General features: G+C 66.9%; 10 protein-coding genes. 9 read left to right on the plus strand and 1 reads right to left on the minus strand.

All coding sequences use genetic code 11. From position 1 onward, the window contains the following. The first annotated feature begins 305 nt into the window (after window positions 1-305). The 6 genes from B9C43_RS42760 (at window position 306) to B9C43_RS42780 (ending at window position 8,510) form a co-directional block, all read left to right on the plus strand. On the plus strand, window positions 306-3,494 hold the full coding sequence (locus B9C43_RS42760) for an AfsR/SARP family transcriptional regulator (RefSeq protein WP_327224639.1): 3,189 nt from the start codon (window positions 306-308) through the stop codon (window positions 3,492-3,494). 269 nt (window positions 3,495-3,763) lie between these two features. Then, entirely contained in the window at window positions 3,764-3,874 is a 111-nt protein-coding gene (locus B9C43_RS56075) for a keywimysin-related RiPP (protein ID WP_143446984.1), read from the plus strand. Window positions 3,875-4,041: 167 nt separating this feature from the next. Continuing rightward, window positions 4,042-5,880, plus strand: coding sequence for an asparagine synthase-related protein (locus B9C43_RS42765; protein WP_084433094.1), 1,839 nt, complete (start codon window positions 4,042-4,044; stop codon window positions 5,878-5,880). 11 nt (window positions 5,881-5,891) lie between these two features. Further along, entirely contained in the window at window positions 5,892-6,197 is a 306-nt protein-coding gene (locus tag B9C43_RS42770; RefSeq protein WP_084433095.1) for a lasso peptide biosynthesis PqqD family chaperone, read from the plus strand. A gap of 29 nt (window positions 6,198-6,226) precedes the next feature. Further along, the gene (locus B9C43_RS42775; protein WP_200825942.1) at window positions 6,227-6,706 is read left to right on the plus strand and encodes a lasso peptide biosynthesis B2 protein; all 480 of its coding nucleotides are present in this window, start codon (window positions 6,227-6,229) and stop codon (window positions 6,704-6,706) included. Further along, window positions 6,642-8,510 carry an ABC transporter ATP-binding protein gene (locus B9C43_RS42780; protein WP_235039177.1) on the plus strand — a complete coding sequence of 623 codons (1,869 nt, stop codon included), beginning with the start codon at window positions 6,642-6,644 and terminating at the stop codon, window positions 8,508-8,510. The genes B9C43_RS42775 and B9C43_RS42780 overlap by 65 nt, the downstream gene beginning before the upstream one ends. Window positions 8,511-9,227: 717 nt before the next feature. Here the strand turns inward: B9C43_RS42780 and B9C43_RS42785 are convergent. Beyond that, window positions 9,228-12,227 carry a helix-turn-helix transcriptional regulator gene (locus B9C43_RS42785; protein WP_160097094.1) on the minus strand — a complete coding sequence of 1,000 codons (3,000 nt, stop codon included), beginning with the start codon at window positions 12,225-12,227 and terminating at the stop codon, window positions 9,228-9,230. A gap of 430 nt (window positions 12,228-12,657) precedes the next feature. Between B9C43_RS42785 and B9C43_RS42790 the strand changes: the two genes are divergently transcribed. The 3 genes from B9C43_RS42790 to B9C43_RS42800 all read left to right on the plus strand — a co-directional run bounded on the left by B9C43_RS42790 (window position 12,658) and on the right by B9C43_RS42800 (window position 18,095). After that, window positions 12,658-13,335: a response regulator gene (locus tag B9C43_RS42790; RefSeq protein WP_084433151.1), complete on the plus strand. Its 678-nt coding sequence runs from the start codon at window positions 12,658-12,660 to the stop codon at window positions 13,333-13,335. Window positions 13,336-14,262: 927 nt separating this feature from the next. Further along, window positions 14,263-15,990, plus strand: coding sequence for a PEP-utilizing enzyme (locus B9C43_RS42795; RefSeq protein ID WP_084433097.1), 1,728 nt, complete (start codon window positions 14,263-14,265; stop codon window positions 15,988-15,990). Further along, window positions 15,987-18,095, plus strand: coding sequence for a pyruvate, phosphate dikinase (locus tag B9C43_RS42800; protein WP_143446985.1), 2,109 nt, complete (start codon window positions 15,987-15,989; stop codon window positions 18,093-18,095). Before B9C43_RS42795 ends, B9C43_RS42800 begins: the two co-directional genes overlap by 4 nt. The last annotated feature ends 1 nt before the right edge of the window (window position 18,096 follow it).

Below are 18,096 nucleotides of genomic sequence, written 5' to 3' on the forward strand. Positions count from 1 at the left end.
AGTTGGACCGGATCACCGCCCCGGGATTCCGTGGGCCTTGGCAAGGTCGATCCCTGTTGTCGCCGGTGAACGCAACCCGGTGAAGCGACTGGCGACAGTCAAAGGGCCAGCTGGGTGAATTCACTGCACCATTGGCGTGGTGCAGCGGCGGCTACGGATGCGGTGCCGGTAAAGAAGTTGCACCATCTTGCAGGTTGCACCGGGAGGTTGTCCCTGCTGGCCTTCAGGGGCCGTTGTGGTTCGGCGTCTACCGGAGTCGCTGCCGTGAAGGCACGGTGGTGGCTGCCGATTCGGCTGGTGAGGTGATGCAAGCAGGTGGGCAGCCGCGGGTAGTAGGTGAGTTGCGCCGCGACATTGGGCGGTACCGCGTTGTTGTGGTGACTGGTGTGGCGGGGTGGGGGAAGACGACTGCGGTGATGCAGGTGGTGCGAGAGCGGTCGGCCGCGTGCCTGGTGATCGATCGTCGGCATGCGCATCCGGCCCGGTTCGTCGGCGGTCTGGCGGATGCGTTGCGCCAGCGCGGATGTGATGTGAGCGTGCCCTTGCCCGAGGCCGGAAGCGCGGAGGAGCGGGTCTGGCAGCCGGCTATGGACCAGCTGTGCCGCACGCTGGAGGAGTTGGGGCGTGAACTTGTGGTGGTGTTCGATGATCTGCAGGAGCTGCCGTCCGATGCGGCTGCGCTGCGGGTGCTGGCCGACCTGTGCCGGGGAGCACCCGAGGCGCTGCGCCTCGTCCTGATTACTCGCCACCAGCTGCCGTTCTCGTTAACCCGGTTGCGGGGACGAGGACTGGTCGGTGACGTCGACACCAGACAGCTCGAGCTAGATCGCGGCGAGGTGGAGGTGCTGCTGCGGGCAGAAGTCGAGAAAGCCTCGGCCGGCCTCATAGACAGGGTATGGGAGTGCACTGGCGGCTGGCCGGCGGCGGTGCGGATCGCGATTGACGCGATCGGGCGAACAGGTGAGGGCAAGTGGGCGGCCGCCCTCGACGCTCTGGTCCGGCCGGGCGGTCGGTTGCGGGAGTATGTGCTCGAGGAAGTTCTGGCGTGTGAACCCGATCGGGTCGTGGATTTACTGCGTCAGTTGGCAGTCCTCGGCTGTGTCTCGGTCTCCGTGTGCCGGGGACTCGGATGGGAGGATGCCGCCGACTTGTTGCCGGAGCTGGCGCGCCGGGGCCTGGTTCGAACAGCCGACGGTGACGCCGGGCAGTGGTCGCTGATCCGGCCGCTCGCGGGGGTGTTGTCTTCGGAGTCCGTGATGACCACGCAGGACGCGGCCGCGCTGCATCGCACTGCGGCGGATGTCTACCGGCGTGAGGGCGACTACGCACGGGCGCTGCGGCATCTGACGACTGCGGCCGATTACCGTGCGGCGGCCCGGCTGCTGGCCGAGCACGGCGAGGCGATGGTGGAAAGTGGGCATGGTGATGTGGTGCTCGCCGCCTCTGGAGTCGCCCCCGCAGAAGTCGACCGTCCCCGCATCACCCCGGTGCTGGGTCACGCCCGCTACGTCCGCGGGCAGCTCGACGAGGCAATGGCCGCCTTCGACGCGGTGGCGCACAGCGATCCGCTCGATGCGGGGTTGGCCTGGCGCATGGGCCTGATCGCCTTCGCCCGCGCTGAGTTCGACGAGGCGCTGACCATCTTTCGGCGCGCTGAGCTGGGTTCGGCAGACGCCGACGAGGCGCAGTTGCTGGCCTGGGCTGCCCGCACCCATCTGCAGGTTGGCCACCGTGACCGATGCGCGGAGCTGGTGGCGCGCGCGCTGGCTGTGGCCCACGGCTGCGGCGACCAGGTTGCGCTCGCCACCGCATACTCCGCGCACGCGGATCTGGCGATCCATGACGGTGACCGGCTGCGCGGCGAGGCCGACCTGGCGGCCGCGCAGCGCGCAGCGCAGGCGGGTGGCAGTTTGCTGCAGCAGCTCGGCATCGACGTGACACGGGCCTTCCATCTGCTGGAGCTGGGATTGCCGCATCAGGCGCTACGCGAGACCGGTTGTGCGCTGCGGATGGCCGAGCAGTCGGGCCACGCCACCCTCGCCGCGTTCGCGCTAACCCACCGCGCCACCGCCGAGGCACGCATCGGCCGGATGGAGGAGGCGCTGTGCGACTTCCGTGCCGCGCGCGACCTTTTTGCCTCCATCGGGTCCCGCTTCATCTCCCGGCCGTTGTGTGGCATAGCCGAGGCTCATCGCGTGCGCGGTGAGCTGGCGCAGGCTGCCGCCGCTTACCAGGAGGCGCTGGAGGCCGCCGAATCCCACCACGAGGCGTACTCGCTGTCGTATGCGCTGACCGGGCTCGCCCGGGTGTCCGTGATCGACGATCCGGATGCGGCGGTTGACTACGCCGACCAAGCGGTCGCTTTGGGGCCGGGCCACCGCCAGGTCCAAGCTCTGCTCACCCGCGGCTGGGTCGCCTTGGCCACCAATGAGCCCGACACCGCCCGCATCCACGCCAGCCATGCCGCCGCCCTGGCCCGGCGTCGGCGCGACCGCCCTGGACTGGCTGAGGCACTGGAGCTGACCGTCCTGGCGTCCCCGAGCCCGGGCGAACATGGCGTCCTGGCCGCAGAAGCGGCGCAGATCTGGCAGGAGTTGGGCTATCCCATCGATCATGCGTTCGCACAGCTGATCGTGGCAGGTGCTGCCACGCACGTGACCAGCGCTGCCGCCGAGGCGGCGGTACGCCTGCTGCATCAGCATCGAGTACGGACTACCCCGCCGCAAGCGGCCGGTCCGCTGGCGGTGCTGCTTCATCGCGAGCGGCGGGTGTCCATCCGGACGCTGGGTGCGCTGCAGGTTTTTCGCGACGGCAAACCCGTCGCTTCGGCTGAATGGCACTCGAAGAAGGCCCGACAGCTGGTGCGGATCCTCACCGCCCGGCATGGCCGGCCGATCGCACGCGAGCAACTGATGGAACTGCTGTGGCCCAAGGAGGACCCGGCGCGGACCAGCAACCGGCTGTCGGTGCTGCTCTCCACCGTGCGCACCGTGCTGCAGCCCTCGGGCGCGCCGGGGCAACCGGTTCTGCTGGTGTCGGACCGGGACGCCGTCTGGCTCGATCTTGATCACGTGGACGTGGACGTGGAGTGCTTCCTTGCGCTGGCCGGCCCGGCACTGGACGCTCACACCCGCGGCAGCGCCGCAGCCACCGCACAACTGATCACTGCGGAAGCGGCCTACACCGGGGACTTCCTGGAGGACACGCCCTACCAGGAATGGGCGATACCGCTGCGTGAGGAGGCTCGCACCACCTACCTCAATGTGCTGCGCGCCCTCACCACGCGGCTGCGCGACGCCGAGGATGTCGACCGAATGACTAGGTACGCGCTTCGGCTACTCGCCTACGACGCCTACGACGAGCAAGCTCACCTCGATCTGGTGCGCGGCCTGGTACGCGCTAGACGGCGCGGTGAAGCTCGACGCCGCTACAGAGTCTACTGCCAGCGCATGAAACAGCTCGACGTGACTCCGGCGCCCTTCCCCAACAGGTGACCAGCGGCCGGAAACGAAGTCGAGAGGCTGGTGCCCGCTTGATTCCCGCGGTCCGCCGAGCGTGCGTAAGCCACTGCTAGGCAATCGCTAATCCGGGTGTAAGGCGGCTTCCTAACATCGTCGGTGACGCAAACCGTTCCATACGGTGACGATGTGTAGCTGACCCGCAGAAGTCACCTGGGTGTCCGAGCAGACAGATGCCAACAGTCTGCGGGGCTGGATATGGCTGTGCACGTACACGGATCGATGCGGTGAAAGGAGGTGCGAGTATGCGTACTTACGAGCGTCCAACGCTGATGAGGATGGGCTCGTTCGCCCGGCTGACCGGCCTGGGCGGGCGTGGCCCGCGTGACCTTCTGTTCCGGCACCAGCTCCTTTGAGTCTCTGTCGACTCAGGCCCAGGATTGATTCCCGGCTGCTGAGCCGGTGACAGGTTGATACCGGATGCTCGGGCGGCGCGCCGCCCGAGCCTACAACGCCATTCCCCCGCGATCACTGAGTCGCAGAAGCGGCAACGCTCGACGCACTGAAGGAATTTCTTGTTGCCATGGCCAGCCTCGCCGAGCTCAGCAGCGTCCCCTCCTGGTTCGCCGTGTTCCCGGACAGAGCTGCGGCGGGCGCGATCCGTGCCGCCCTGGCACCGCTGCCAGCCTGTGTGGTCGACCACCCCTCAACCAGGCCGTGGCTGGTCGGGAATTGGCCCCCGGACACCATCACCACCGGGCAGGCCGGTGACACCAAGATCGCTGTGATCGGCCAGCACGCGATCACGGCTTGCGAACTGTCCGCGGAAGCCGGCCGAGTCCGCCGTCCCGCCGATCTCAATCGACTCGCGCGGTCGCTACAGGGCAGCTCGCACGTGATCGCCTCAATAGCAGGCACCGTGCGGGTGCAGGGCACTGTCACAGGCGTCCGCCGGGTGTTCACCGCCCGGCTCAACGGCATCGAAGTGGCCGCGGACCGCGCTGACCTGCTGGCCCGCCTGCTTGAATCCTCAGTGGACGAACAGCGGCTGGCGGTGCACCTGCTGCACCCACCGATCGTCTACCCACTCGCCGGCCAACCCGTGTGGCGCGGCGTCGAGTTGTTGCCGACCGATCACTACCTCGTGCTCGATCGGGACGGGGGAAAACACGCGGTGCGGTGGTGGTCCCCGCCGGAGCCGGTGGTGCCGCTTGCTGAAGGCGCAGTCGCGTTGCGGGAGGCGCTCGTCGCCGCGGTCGGCACGCGCACTCGCAACCGGCCGATTGTGAGCTGCGACCTCGGCGGCGTGGACTCCACCGCAGTGTGCAGCCTCGCCGCGTGCGGCGGCCAGGCAAAGACCGTCGCCTACACCGCAGCGAGCCTGGACCCGCTCGCCGACGACGTGGACTGGGCGAAACGCACCGTCGCCGCGCTCGGCATCGAGCACCACGTGATCCCGGCCGAACAGATGCCCCTGGTCTACGACGGGCTGCTGGGCGCAGACGACGTGCTGGACGAACCGTGCGCAGCCACGGTCGATCGCAACCGGTGGCTCGTCATCGCACATCAGGCCGCGGCGCGGGGGTCGCGTCTGCACCTGACAGGCATCGGTGGTGACGAGCTACTCTACGGATCGCTGGCGCATCTGCATCCGCTGCTGAGATCGGACCCACGGACTGCACTGCGCAACCTGCGCGGCTTCGCGGCGAAATACCGCTGGCCGCGGCGAAAAGTGTGGCGGCAGCTGCGCGCCAACTCGCCCTACTCGCAGTGGCTTCGCCGTGTCGCCGACAGCATCACGACTGCACCACCCGCGCCGGACGAACCGCTGCTGGACTGGGGATTCACACCTCGCCTGCCCGCTTGGGCGAGCACCGACGCCATCCACACCGTGCAGAACGCCATCTACGACACGGCACGCAATGCCGGCCCGCTGGCGCAGAACAGGGGCCAGCACCGGGAAATGGAGACTATGCGGTTCATCTCCCGCATCGCCCGGCAGGTCGATCAAATGGCTCGCGGCGTGGGTATCGGGCTCGGCGCGCCCTACTACGACGACCGGGTTGTCGAGGCTGGTCTGGCGGTCCGGCCGCAGGATCGCATTTCCCCCTGGCAGTACAAACCACTACTCGCGGCGGCGATGCACGGCATCGTCCCGCCCGCAAGCCTCACCCGCTCCACCAAGGCCAACGGCACCTGCGACGACGAAGCGGGGCTGCAGCTGCACCGCGGCGAGCTGCTCGACCTGTGCGCCGGCTCCCGCCTGGCCGAGCTGGGTCTGGTTGACGAGGCGGCACTGCGGGAGGCGTGCACCCGCGCGGTGCCGACTGAGCTGCACGCATTTCTGTACGAGACCGTGGCCTGTGAGACGTGGCTGCGCAGCCTGGAGAAGACGACCAGCGTACGGATGACCCACGGCTGACAGAGGTAGAAATGCTTGAACTACGTGAAGACGTGTCCCTCACCGACACCGACTACGGAACTGTGCTGCTCGATGAGCGCAGCGGCGAGTACTGGATGCTCAATCCGACAGCGGCGCTGGTGCTGCGCACTCTACTGGCCGGGGGCACGTCCGAGGACGCGGCGAACCAGCTGGCCACCGAGTTCGATGTCGACCCCCGCAACGCAATACAGGACGTCGACGTGCTCCTGGACGAACTCGGTACGGCTGGTTTGGTCCGACAACCCCCCAACGCACACCAAGACGGCGCTCCCGCAGACACAACGCGGCAGAGGTGACCGATCCCAGCTAGTCGAACGGAGGTCACATGACCACGCCGGAAACTGTGGGCCACCGACGCGCTTCGGTTCCTGTCTACCGTCGGATCACCGCCAGCCTGGCCGTGCTCGCGGCACGCCTACTGGCCACCCAACCGCCTCACCGCATCCGCACCGTACTCCGTTGGGTCCAGCGACGAGCTCGTCCCGCCACCTATGAGCAGGCCAAGGCCGCCCGGGACGACGTCGTGGCGGTGAGCATGATTTGCGGCGCACGTGAGGGATGCGTCCTGCGGTCGCTGGCCACCGTCCTGTTGTGCCGCTTGTACCACGGCACAACGCCAACATGGTGCGTCGGCTGTCGGCGGGTGCCGCCCTTCGGTGCGCACGCCTGGGTGCAGGCTGACGACATCGCCGTTGACGAGGCCTACCCACCGGCTATTTCCGCACGCTGTTCACGGTGCCATGACGCGGATGGCGCACACCGGGCTGGAGGAGAGTCGCATGCTGTGCCGTCAGCAGCACAGTAACCACACGTTGAGGTCCGGGGCGTGGGATGTGCTGCGTGCCGTACGCGACCACAAGTGGTCGATCATTGGCGCGGTACTGCTGACACTGCTGAGTTTGGGACTGGCATTGGCCCAACCGCTGGTGGTCAAGCGTCTACTCGACTCCGTCATGGCCGGGCCTTTGCAGAGTGGCGTGCTGATGCTGCTCGTCACGCTGTTCGCCTGCCAGACAGGGATCCAGGTGCTCGCCCGATACGTACTGGCACGCACGAGCGAGAGCATCATGCTCGGGCTCCGCCTGCGCTTGATCGAGCACCTCCTGCGACTGCGGATACCGGTCTACAACCAGCATCGGATCGGTGACCTGATCTCCCGGCCCGGCACCGATGTAGCGGTGCTACGCAGGGGGATCGCCGACGGCGTCACCCACGCGGTGACCGGCAGCATCGGCGTGCTCGGTGCCGTGACGTTGATGATCTGGCTCGACTGGAGGTTGTTCCTGCTCGTCCTGGCCGTTCTGATCGTCGCCGGAACCATTGTGGTCACTGTGGTGCGCGGGATCCGGACCGCCTCGCTGGCCGGTCAACGCGCCATTGGATCGATGACCGCCGGCCTCGAACGCGCCCTGTGTGCCATCCGCACCGTCCGCGCCAGCCGCGCCGAGGAACGCGAGAGCAAGACTATCGGGCAGGCGGCCCGCTCTGCCTACACCGCGAGCGTGCGAATGGCCAAGCTCGACTCGATGATCGGCCCGGTCGGCGAACTCGGTGTGAACGGCGCCTTCCTGGTGGTCCTCCTTGTCGGCAGTCTTCGGGTGACCACTGGGGACGCCTCGATCTCCGATTTCGTCGCGTTCCTGCTCTACATGACCTACCTGGCGACCCCGATCGACGCCGTGTTCCAAGCGATCAGCACCATCCAGCACAGCCGTGGCGCACTGCAGCGGGTGAACGAAGTGCTGGCGCTGCCGCGCGAACGCGAACCCGTAACAGCCCGCCCCGCGACCGCAACACCAGCGCACACGGAAGGCGAACCAGTACTGGCATTCCGGGACGTGTGGTTCGGCTACCACGCCCGTCGACCTGTGCTGCACGGCGTGTCCCTGACGGTCCCCCCATGCTGTTGCACGGCACTGATCGGACGGTCCGGCGCGGGTAAGTCCACCCTCTTCGCCCTTGCCGAGCGCTTTTACGAACCCGACCGTGGTCAGGTCTGGTTCCGCGGCGAGGACGCGAGCAGGCTACCCCTGGCTGACTACCGCGCCCGGATTGGGCTGGTGGAGCAACACTGCCCGGTGATGCACGGGACACTGCGAGACAACCTCAGCTATGCGGCCCCTGATGCCTGTGACGACGAATTGCACCGCGTCATTGAGCTCGCCGACCTGGGAGAGTTGATAGCGAGGCTGCCTCGCGGCCTGGATACCGACGTAGGTGAGCATGGGACGATGCTCTCCGGCGGTGAGCGTCAGCGGGTCGCGATCGCCCGCGCACTGCTGACCAAACCGGACCTCCTGCTGCTGGACGAGCCGACCGCGCACCTGGATGCCATCAACGAAGCTGCGCTCACCCGCACCATCCGACTAGTGTCCACTGAATGCGCGCTGCTGATAATCGCGCACCGGTTCTCCACAGTGCGCGCCGCAGACCGAATCGTCGTCCTCGACGCTGGAAGAGTCCACACTGCGGGAACCCACGAGAAACTCCTGGACACCAACAGCTACTACCGCAATCTCGCCGCTGCATGGTCGGCCAATTCCGATAACCGCAACGGAGATGGTGGCGGCCGTGACACCACAGCGGACCGCACCGGTGTGGAGTGGTGAAGCTGGTAGCGAACGAACGAGTCGTAGAAAGTGAAAACGAACATTGCCGGCATCGAACCCAGCGACGACGCACGGACCAGACTGGCGAGAATTCATGTCAGCACAAGCAAACTTCGGCCGACGAGCCAGCGCCGAGCTGGCTCTATCTGACTGTCTCGCACGACAAGTGGCGAGCTACAGACAGCGAGCGCGCCAAGCTACCACGCCTGCTCGTCAACGGACGAGCATGTTCGTACGCTGCCCCGTGGTTCCGCGCTACCGGGCGGACGCAGCCGACTGACCGCGATCACCACATCAACCTTGCCTTCCGGCCGATTCCAGTTGCGCGGCGCGGCGAACGAACCACACTCCAACCGTTGCGAGCCTGGCGGCAAACCAGGCGGAGGTCCCTCTGGGAAGCAAGACTGCCACCCAATGTGCTGGGTGAGCTACCGCTCCGGAACCGGTGCCCCCGACGAAGCCGCGGAAGTAGCGAACGCTGGAACAACTCCAGCGATCAACACAACGGCGACAACTCCCACAACGAGCAGCAGCCCACGCCGAGCCGAGAACTCCTGAGCAGCTTCCATGATTCGCCTCTCCCCAACACTCCGTGGCAGGAAACCAGTCCCAGCCAGGAAAACCTCCGATCCCAGGGAGTCATTCGCCTGGCCTGCAGTGGATACAGGCGTGAAGCACGCGCACCCCCAACGCGTGCTTCACGCCCTCCTCCCCCGGTCAGTCGTGCCTGTCGATCTGTTCAGCGTGCCGGCGAGCACCGGAGAAGACATCCGGAACGCTGCCTACATCGCCATTGACCATGGCCAGTGCGCCGACCACGCCTGCCCGGGATGTGACGCCAAGCTTGGCGATGATGTGCTCGACATGGTGGTCGACGGTCCGCGGACTCAGACACAGCTTCGCGGCGATCTGCCGACTGGTCATCCCTATGACCAGCAACTCGGCCACCTCCTTCTCCCGGGAGGTCAGCGCGGCCGGCCCGACGGCATCGCGAGGGTTACGTTGTCCCGTAACGCCGCGCGGCACCCGGCGCCCCAGCCTGCGCAGTTCGCGGCTGGCTCGCTGCTGCAGTCCGTTGGCGCCGCAGCGGGCAAACAGGGCGCGAGCCTGTTCCAACTCGTCCAGTGAGCGGGGCCGTTCTCCAGCGGCGGCTGTCGCTGTCCCGGCCACCAGCCAGGCTCGGGCCGCATCAAGGGGGTTACCGCTCTTGGTGAACCCCGCAGCTGCGGTCCGGGCTGTCGCACTGGCACGTGCCGGGTCGCCAGAGGCGTGCAGAACTCTTGCACGAGCCAGTAGCGCGAACGCCTTGCGGCCCGGCAGCCCCACCAGGCTGGCGGCCGCTGCTTCGGCGCGCGCCGCCCATTGTTCGCTCTCCGCCTCACAGCCCAGGGCCAGCGCGGCGGTGGCGAAGAACTCGAACCAGGCCGGGCGGCGCGCCGGATCGATCATCAGTAGCTCCGGACTGCTGCCAAATATGTCCAAAATGGATGAACATCCGTCGAGATCGTCGGCCATCAGGTGAGCTTGCGCGAGAAAAGTGGCCGTCAACATTGCCAGCCAGTCATCAGACGATCCGGCGAACTGGCGCGCTTCCTCCCCCAAACGCAGTGCCTCCTCGACCTCTCCGGTCAACGTTGCCACCTGGCACCGCATCGCCAGCGCGAACGCGTGCAACCACGGACTGCGCACCAGCAATGCCGCTTCTTCCGCCTCGACGAAGCAGTCTTTGGCCTGTGCCAACAGCCCCTGCCACAGCAACACCCTGCCACGACCGACGAGTAGCTTGGTCAGCAGAGAGTTCTGCCCGGACGCCCTGGCCAGTGCGAGGCCACGTTCGAAATGCCGCCCTGCCGCGTCATAGCGTTCCAGATCGTGCTCTGCGTAACCGAGGAACTCCACGCTGTCCAGCCGCTGCGACAGCTCGCCGTCGGTCAGCCCGTCGACCAGTAAGGCCGCGTCGTCACAGTGCTCGAACGCAGCTGCGACGTCCTCGGCGAGACAGTCGGCATAGGCCAAGAAACTGGCTGCGGTCGCCTGTGCGGGGCGATCCTCATGGCGGTCGATAAGCTTGTATGCCGTGCTCGCCCATGTGCGAGCATCGGCGACGTCGCCGCGGTAGATGCTCTGCTCAGCCAGTCCGAGCTGCAGCGTCGTCGCGGCGCCATCCTCCAGCCGTGGCAACCCTCGCAGTTCCGCCAGCAGCAGGGCACTTGCCTCGGCGTGCCGACCCAGAAACTGTTCGAGCCTGGCGCAGAACGAGACCGCCCGGACACGTCGATCTGCCGCCGTGCGGGGCAGGAGCCGCAACACCTCATGCAGGACGTCCCGGGCTTCCCACAACTGGCCGCTGATCCCCAGGAACCTCGCCATGTCCATGGTCAACTCCAGGCGGCGTATGTCGCCCTCACCCTCATCGGGTAGCAACCTCAGCGCCACGGACAACCAATGCGCGGCGTCGGCCGGTGCCCGGCCAGCCACCGCTTCGGCGGTGGCGACCAGAACCGCGATTGCCTTGTCATTCCCGGGAAGTGCCGCATGCTCGACATGGGGCGCGCGCCGTACCATCGAAGCGGCCCGCTCCTCAAGGGCGTTCCACGCCCTGGCATGAGCCTGTACCAGCCATCCGGCGCCGGCGTCTTCGTACGCGGCAGCGCGCACTATCGGGTGGCGGTAGGAAAAGCGGCCCGGACCCGCCGGTTGGGCGAGATCACGGGCGACCAGCTCGTCCAGTGCACTGTCGGCCTCTTGACGACTCAGCCCCGCGACCGCGGCCACGAGATCAGGCTGGAAGGGATCACCAGCCACGGCGGACGCGTGGGCGATCAAGCGGACTCGCTCAGGCAAGATCGCCAGTTCGGCTTGCAGGGTCGCGGAAACGACGGGGGGAACGCCATCGAGGGACAACACACTGTTTCGTGATCGGGCAGCCGGCCGCTGCTTCGTCCCCGCCACCGAAGGCAACCACTCCTCGGGCGCATGAGCCAGCGCTTCCAAGTAGAACGGGTTGCCGCCACTGGCTTGGTGCAGGACCCGGCGCCGAGCTTCATCGACGTCGGGACCGAGAAAGTCGGCGACTTCGTCACGGCTGAACGGACCGAGCTCGATCCGGCGCATCGCCCCTTCCCGTGTGGCTTGGGTGAGTACGGCGGCGAGCCGGGCAGGTCGCTGACGGGGGCGGTAGGCAAGGAGCAGCGCCACAGGCGCGCACGGCGGGTGGCGGAGCAGGTACCCCAGCAGCTCGAACGAGGCGTCATCGCCCCAATGCAGGTCGTCCAGCGTGAGTACGAGCCCCGGGCCGGACGCGAGGTGTTCCAGAAGGGCACGTATCGCCAGGTGCAACCGGTAACGCTCGCCCCCGAGGACCAAGCGCTCGTTTCCGCCCTCCACGCAGGCCGTTGGCACCGGGATACGCGGAAACACCATCGCGAGCTCACGCACCAGTTCCGTCCCGAGGCCAGCGAGATCTGCTGGGTCGAGCGAGGCGACGTGGTCGCCCAGCGCATCAAGAAATACTCCGAAGGAGTTGTGCCGTTCTAGCTCAGTGGCGTGGCCGGCCAGCACGACCCAGTCCTGACGATTCGCCGCGGCACGTGTCTCACCCAGCAGCCGGGACTTGCCGATGCCCGGCTCGCCCACCACCTCGATCACTCGTGCCACCGAGTCGCGCGGACAGTCGAGTGCATGCTTGAGCAGTTCCCGCTCTCGCTCCCGTCCCACCAGACGAGGAGCACCGTCTCCCAGTGCTCCGTCACAACCCCACATACCCCTCCCCAAATCCTTGACCGGATACGGACCCTGCTCATCTTGCGCAGGTGATCGCCACTCAATTTGAAGCTCCTTCCGGCTGCGGCGGGGTTGCAGTGCGGCTGCAGACAATGCGATCCCCGCACAGCCGAACTGTGTTCTGGTAACGGCACTGTGTTCTGGTAACGGCGCAACAGCTCGGACTGGGACAAGTCATGTGATTGCAGGAAGTTCTGTAGGCAGTGTTACCGATGCTCGCACCCGCCCACTGCCTAACGTGCCCAGCCATCAACCTTCCCAGCGGCGCTGTCCATTCGCGTCGAGGCGCCCGTGGAATGGAGAAAGTTTCTTGAACCACAACGAAAACCGCATCGCGTCGACTGCCAACGAGCGCGACTGGCCTGTGGAGTGTCGCCGGGTGCTGGTTGTCGACAACCACCCAACGTTCCAGGAAGAGCTGTGCGCGTTGCTCGATGCGGTTGATGACCTGACAGTGGTCGGCCGGACCTATTCCGGAACCGAGGCGACGGGTTTGGTAGCCAGCCTGCGCCCCCATGTCGTGATCACGGATCTGAACCTCGCAGACATACAAGGCGTCGAGGTCGCGCGCAAAATCAACGTCCGTGACCGCGAGGCGGTTGTCCTGGTACTGACGACGTCTGCCGACAACGAGTCAGTGTTCGCAGCCATGCGCGCAGGGGCCAGAGGATACCTCCTCAAAGACGCGGACCCAGCGCGGATCGTTCGCGCAGTGCGTGCCGTAGCAGACGGCGGGGCGGTGTTCGATCCGGTGATCGCACGCCGGTTCGTCGGCTATTTCTCGACCGCGTCGAGCTCGTTGGCCTTTCCCGAGCTCACCGCGTCGGAGCGGGCGGTGCTGAGGTTGTTGGCGGCCGGGCTGAACAACACCGAGATCGCCCGCCAGCTCGTCGTAAGCCCGAAAACCGTACGCAACCGTGTCTCCAACATCCTCAGAAAACTGCGAGCACCCGACCGAGCCAAGGCCATCGTGCTGGCCCATGAGGCCGGGATCGGCGCCGCCCGGATCCGCCCTGTCCATTGCGGACACCGCTCCCCCTGACCACGCGGCAGGGCACCATGGGCTGGCCGGCGTGCCAGGTCCATTCCAACCACCGGCGATTGGCCAGTGCGGCGCTGTGCCGCTCGGAAAGCCGTCGCATCTGGCGCTCGGAAAGCCGTCGCATCTGGTCAGGGCACCAGTGCACGGCCAACACTTGCACGCAGCTACCCACTCGGGTCCTCAATGGACCAATCAACGAATACTGTTGCCCAGCTTGACGCTGCCAAGGGCTTCTTGCTGGCGTGTTGTGACAAATGGCGAAGTACGCCACCAGGATGCCGCTAGACTCCAGTGGCCGGGTGGCATGTGGCGTGATCGTCCCATCGCAGTGAACCAAGCAGCGCGGTTGCCACCAGCGCAAGGACGATGCGTCTTGGCGGCCCCAGCCACTACTACGCGACCCGCCTCCCCGCTCATCACCTAGTGTCCTTGTCGGACAGTCCGTTGGCGACGATATCTGCAGCCGGACCGGACATCGGGTGTGCTGACACGGTACCGAGGATGACGCCGCGACCGGCTGCTCGCCAGCGGCCAGTGCCGGCGCAATCGCGCCAGCGGCCACCAGATGCCAGACCGCGACGGGCACGGTGTCGTCGGCTGCCCGGGATCCGGCGCTGACAACGGCGGCACCTCGAACACCTACTCCCGCAACCCGGCACTCGAGCAGCACCGCGCCAGATCCGCCTGGTAGGCCAGGCTGTCGATGCCGTGTTCGGCGCTCACCGTCTCGGGCTGGGAATGTTCAAGCCCGTAGCCGACTACACTGACTACTCAATTCCCATTATGTTGGCGGACTGTGCCTGGACACGATGAACGAGACCTCGCCGGCGACGAGTTGCAATTCAATGGTGGAGCTTTTTCAGCCATGGCGAGTATTGGCCACTGCCGTTTTTCGCCTCAGCTCACGAGGAGGGCAAAGGAGTCCTCATGACTAAGGTTTGGGTCTGTGACGACGAACCCAGCGAACGATTTCCCATATACACCCGGGGCAATGTGTCCGAGGTGTTCGTCGAGGCGGTCTCACCGCTGACGTGGAGCGCCTACGCGCCGCGCTCCTGGGAGCTGGGCTGGCGGGACGCCTTGTGCCGGATGGGGGCGTTCACCCCGGACGAGTTCAAGCCGGTGGGCGACTGCGAGGTGGTCGGCTGCTTTGGCGGCTATGTCTACCTCAACGTCTCCCTCTCCCGTGTGCTCGGGGTCCGGATACCGGAGATGTCGATCGAAGCGATAGACCGGTCGTTCTTCGGCGACTACCCGGACGTCCCGCCGTACCGGCCGGACCCGCGCGACGAGAACCCGGAGCGTGCTCGTGCGGCGGGCGAGTGGCTGAGGTCGCTGTTCACCACGACCGAACTGCCGGAGCTCGCGGAGGACGAGGCCCGGCTCGACCGGCTGGCGGGCAGCCGGCCCGACCTGTCGCGGTTGTCCGACGCCGAGTTGCTGGCGCGCTTCCGCGAGCTGCGACCGGAGAACCGCTACTTCTTCGCCAAGCACATTTACATGACCTACTGCTCGAATGTGGTGGCAGCGGTTGTCGCGCAGATCACGGCCGCCGCGCAGGCGCCGGAAATGGCGGCCAAAGTGACGACTGCGCTCGATATCCCGTCGGCGCGGCAGTCATTCGAAATGTGGGAGCTGTCGCGTGTGGTGGCCCGCTCCGCGGTGCTCATGCGGGAATTCGACGCCGGCGTCGACGGGCTGCTGGAACGCCTGCTGGACTCCCCTGAGGCCGACGCGAAGAAATTCCTTGCCCACTGGGCGGAGTTCATCGATCGGTGGGGATTTCTCGGGGCCAGTGTCTGGGAGTTTCGTTCGGCTACCTACGCGTCCGATCCCCGGGTCCCGTTGCGTATGCTCGACCGCGCCCGGCAGGCTCCCGACACGGCCGCACCACGCGAGCGATCCACAGTGTTGTGCGCCGAGCGAGACAAGGTGATCAAGGAGATCGCGGCACGGCTGTCGGGTGACGCCGAAGCCCGAGGCCGGTTCCTCGGCGCCGCCCAAGCCGCCGAGGTGTTCCTGCCCGCCCGCGAGCAGACCAAGCTGAACTGTACGCGGATGACCGAAGAGATCAGGGCCAATCTGCGGGAGCTCGGTGGCCGGTTCGTCGACCGGGGCGTGCTGGTGGCGTGGGAGCAGCTGTTGTTGCTGCTCGACAACGAGGTGGATGGTTTCCTCGACGATCCCGGCCGCTACGGCGAGAAGATCGCGGACCGTCAGGCCGGCTTGGAGCTGCTGAAGTCGAAGTGGCCACCGTTCGTGTTCGAAGGCGAGCCACTGCCGCTGGCGAGGTTCGAAGATCGCATGAAGGAGCCGAAGCCCGCCGTCACCAGCGGGGAACAGTTGATCGGCGTGCCCGTTTCGCAGGGTGTCCACACCGGACCGGCCCGCGTCATCAAGTCGCTGGACGACGACAGCGACCTTGAGCCGGGTGAGGTCATCGTCGCCGTCACCACCGACTCGTCGTGGGGCCCGCTGTTCCTGGCAGCCGGCGCGGTGGTCTGCCAGACCGGAGCCGCGATCTCGCACGCCGCCATCGTTGCCCGCGAGCTCGGCATCCCCGCGGTGGTATCGGTTCCAGACTGCGCCGAACGGATCAAGAACGGCACTGTGGTGACTGTGAATGGCTCGACGGGTCGCGTGACGGTCGCATGACAAGGACAACCATGCTGGATCCCGGCAGGAGGCTCGTCGTTTCTCTCGACGGAACTACCGACCTGTCGCGCGCGGACATCGGTGACAAGGCCTGGAACATCAACCGCATGCGGGCGCTCGGGCTCCCGGTACCGCCCGCGGTCGTGGCCACCACTGCCTACTGCCGGTCGTACCACGCCGCCGGAGGCCGGTTGCCGGATCCGCTCTGGCAGGGGATTGTCGACCAGATGTGGTTTCTCGAAGCGCAAACCGGCCGTAGTTTCGGTTCGCCGTTGAAACCTCTGCTGGTGGCCGTGCGCTCCGGTGCCGCTCGGAGTATGCCCGGAATGCTGGATACGGTCCTCGACGTGGGGATCAACTCCGCCATTGAAGCCGCTCTCGCCGCCGAGACCCAAGATCCGGCTTTCCCGGCCGACACCCACCGCCGATTCAGCGAGGCGTACCGCCACATCGTCCTCGGGATGACCGATGCCGAGGTGCCGTCGGATCCGTGGCAGCAGTTGCGTGGCGCGGTGGAGGCAGTCCTCGCGTCCTGGAATTCACCTCGCGCCCAGGCGTACCGGCGACACCGTGGCATCCCTGACGGCGGTGGCACTGCGGTCATCGTGCAGGCCATGGTGTTCGGCAACCTCGACGACCGGTCCGGTACCGGGGTGCTGTTCACCCGGAACCCTATGACCGGTGAGGGACCGTCCTTCGGCGAGTGGGTCGCCCGCGGGCAGGGCGAAGACGTAGTGTCCGGCCGCGCTGACCCGCAACCCCTGGTTGCCTTACGCGAGCGATTGCCCGAGGTGCACACCCAGCTCATGGACATGGCTGTGCGGCTGGAACGCGATCGTGGCGACATCCAGGACATCGAGTTCACAGTGGAGTCCGGCCGCCTGTGGCTGTTGCAGTCGCGGACTGCCCGACGGTCGCCGCGGGCCGCGCTGCGCGCGGCCGTCGCGATGGTCGACGAGGGCATTCTGGAACCGGGCACCGCGCTGGATCGCGTCACCGCCGAACATGCTCGTGCCTTGCTCGGTCCTGTGCTGGACCGGTCGTGCCTCGCCGAAGCCGCGCCGGCGGCAACCGGGCATCCGGTCTGCGAGGGCGTGGCCACCGGCGTGGTGGTCCTTGATCCGGACGAGGCCGAGCGGCGGGCCGGCGCGGGTGAGGACGTTGTACTGGCCAGGTCCAGCACCGGCCCGGACGACCTGCCCGGCTTCATCGCCGCGCGGGCCGTGCTTACCGAACACGGGGGCGCGACCTCGCACGCCGCCGTGGTCAGCCGGGAACTCAGCCGCGTCTGCGTGGTCGGCTGCGGCGAGGGTACGGTGACTTCGCTGGCCGGTCGGCAGGTGACGGTGGACGGTGGCAGCGGCGAGGTATGGCTCGGTGAGATGCCGCTGCTGTCCGTCGAGGAAGAGATCGATCCGGACCTGGCCCGGCTGATCGACTGGACTGGGGCCCGAGCGCCCCTGGCTGTGCGGTGTCACGCCCCTGCGGGATCGATCGACGAGTTGGCAGTGCTGCGGCTGGTCGGGCTCAAAGGGCGGGTCGCCCCGGAGATGGCGGCGCACAGTCTCGGCGTGGACCGCGACCGGCTGGACGTGGTGTTCCTGGAGCTGGTCGAGCGCGGACTGTGCACGCACTCCGGGAGCGGCCTGCGTCTGACACCGGACGGGCATCGTCGGCTGTCCACTCTGCTCGCGGAGGAACGGATGAACAGCGACCAGGCAGTGGCCGGGCGCCTCTACCGAGAATTCTGCGGCTTCAACGGTGAACTCAAACAGATCATTACCGACTGGCAGCTGCGCGACCACGCCTCACCGAACGACCACACCGATACCGCCTATGACCAGGCGGTCCTGGACCGCCTTCGCGACCTTCATGAGACCGTGAAACCCTTGCTCGATCGGCTCGGCGACCTCGCCCCGAGGCTGCGGCGGTACGCGCCGAGGTTCGGCGAGGCGCGCGCTCGCCTCGCCGAAGGCGACCACACCTTCATCGCGAGTATCAGCAAGGACAGCTTTCACACGTTGTGGTTCGAACTGCACGAAGATCTGCTCAGCATCACCGGCGGCAGCCGCGAATGCGAAGTGGCGGCGGGCCGCGCGCTCTAAT

The organism is Kibdelosporangium aridum (assembly GCF_900176515.1).
In the GTDB taxonomy this organism is placed as follows: domain Bacteria; phylum Actinomycetota; class Actinomycetes; order Mycobacteriales; family Pseudonocardiaceae; genus Kibdelosporangium; species Kibdelosporangium aridum.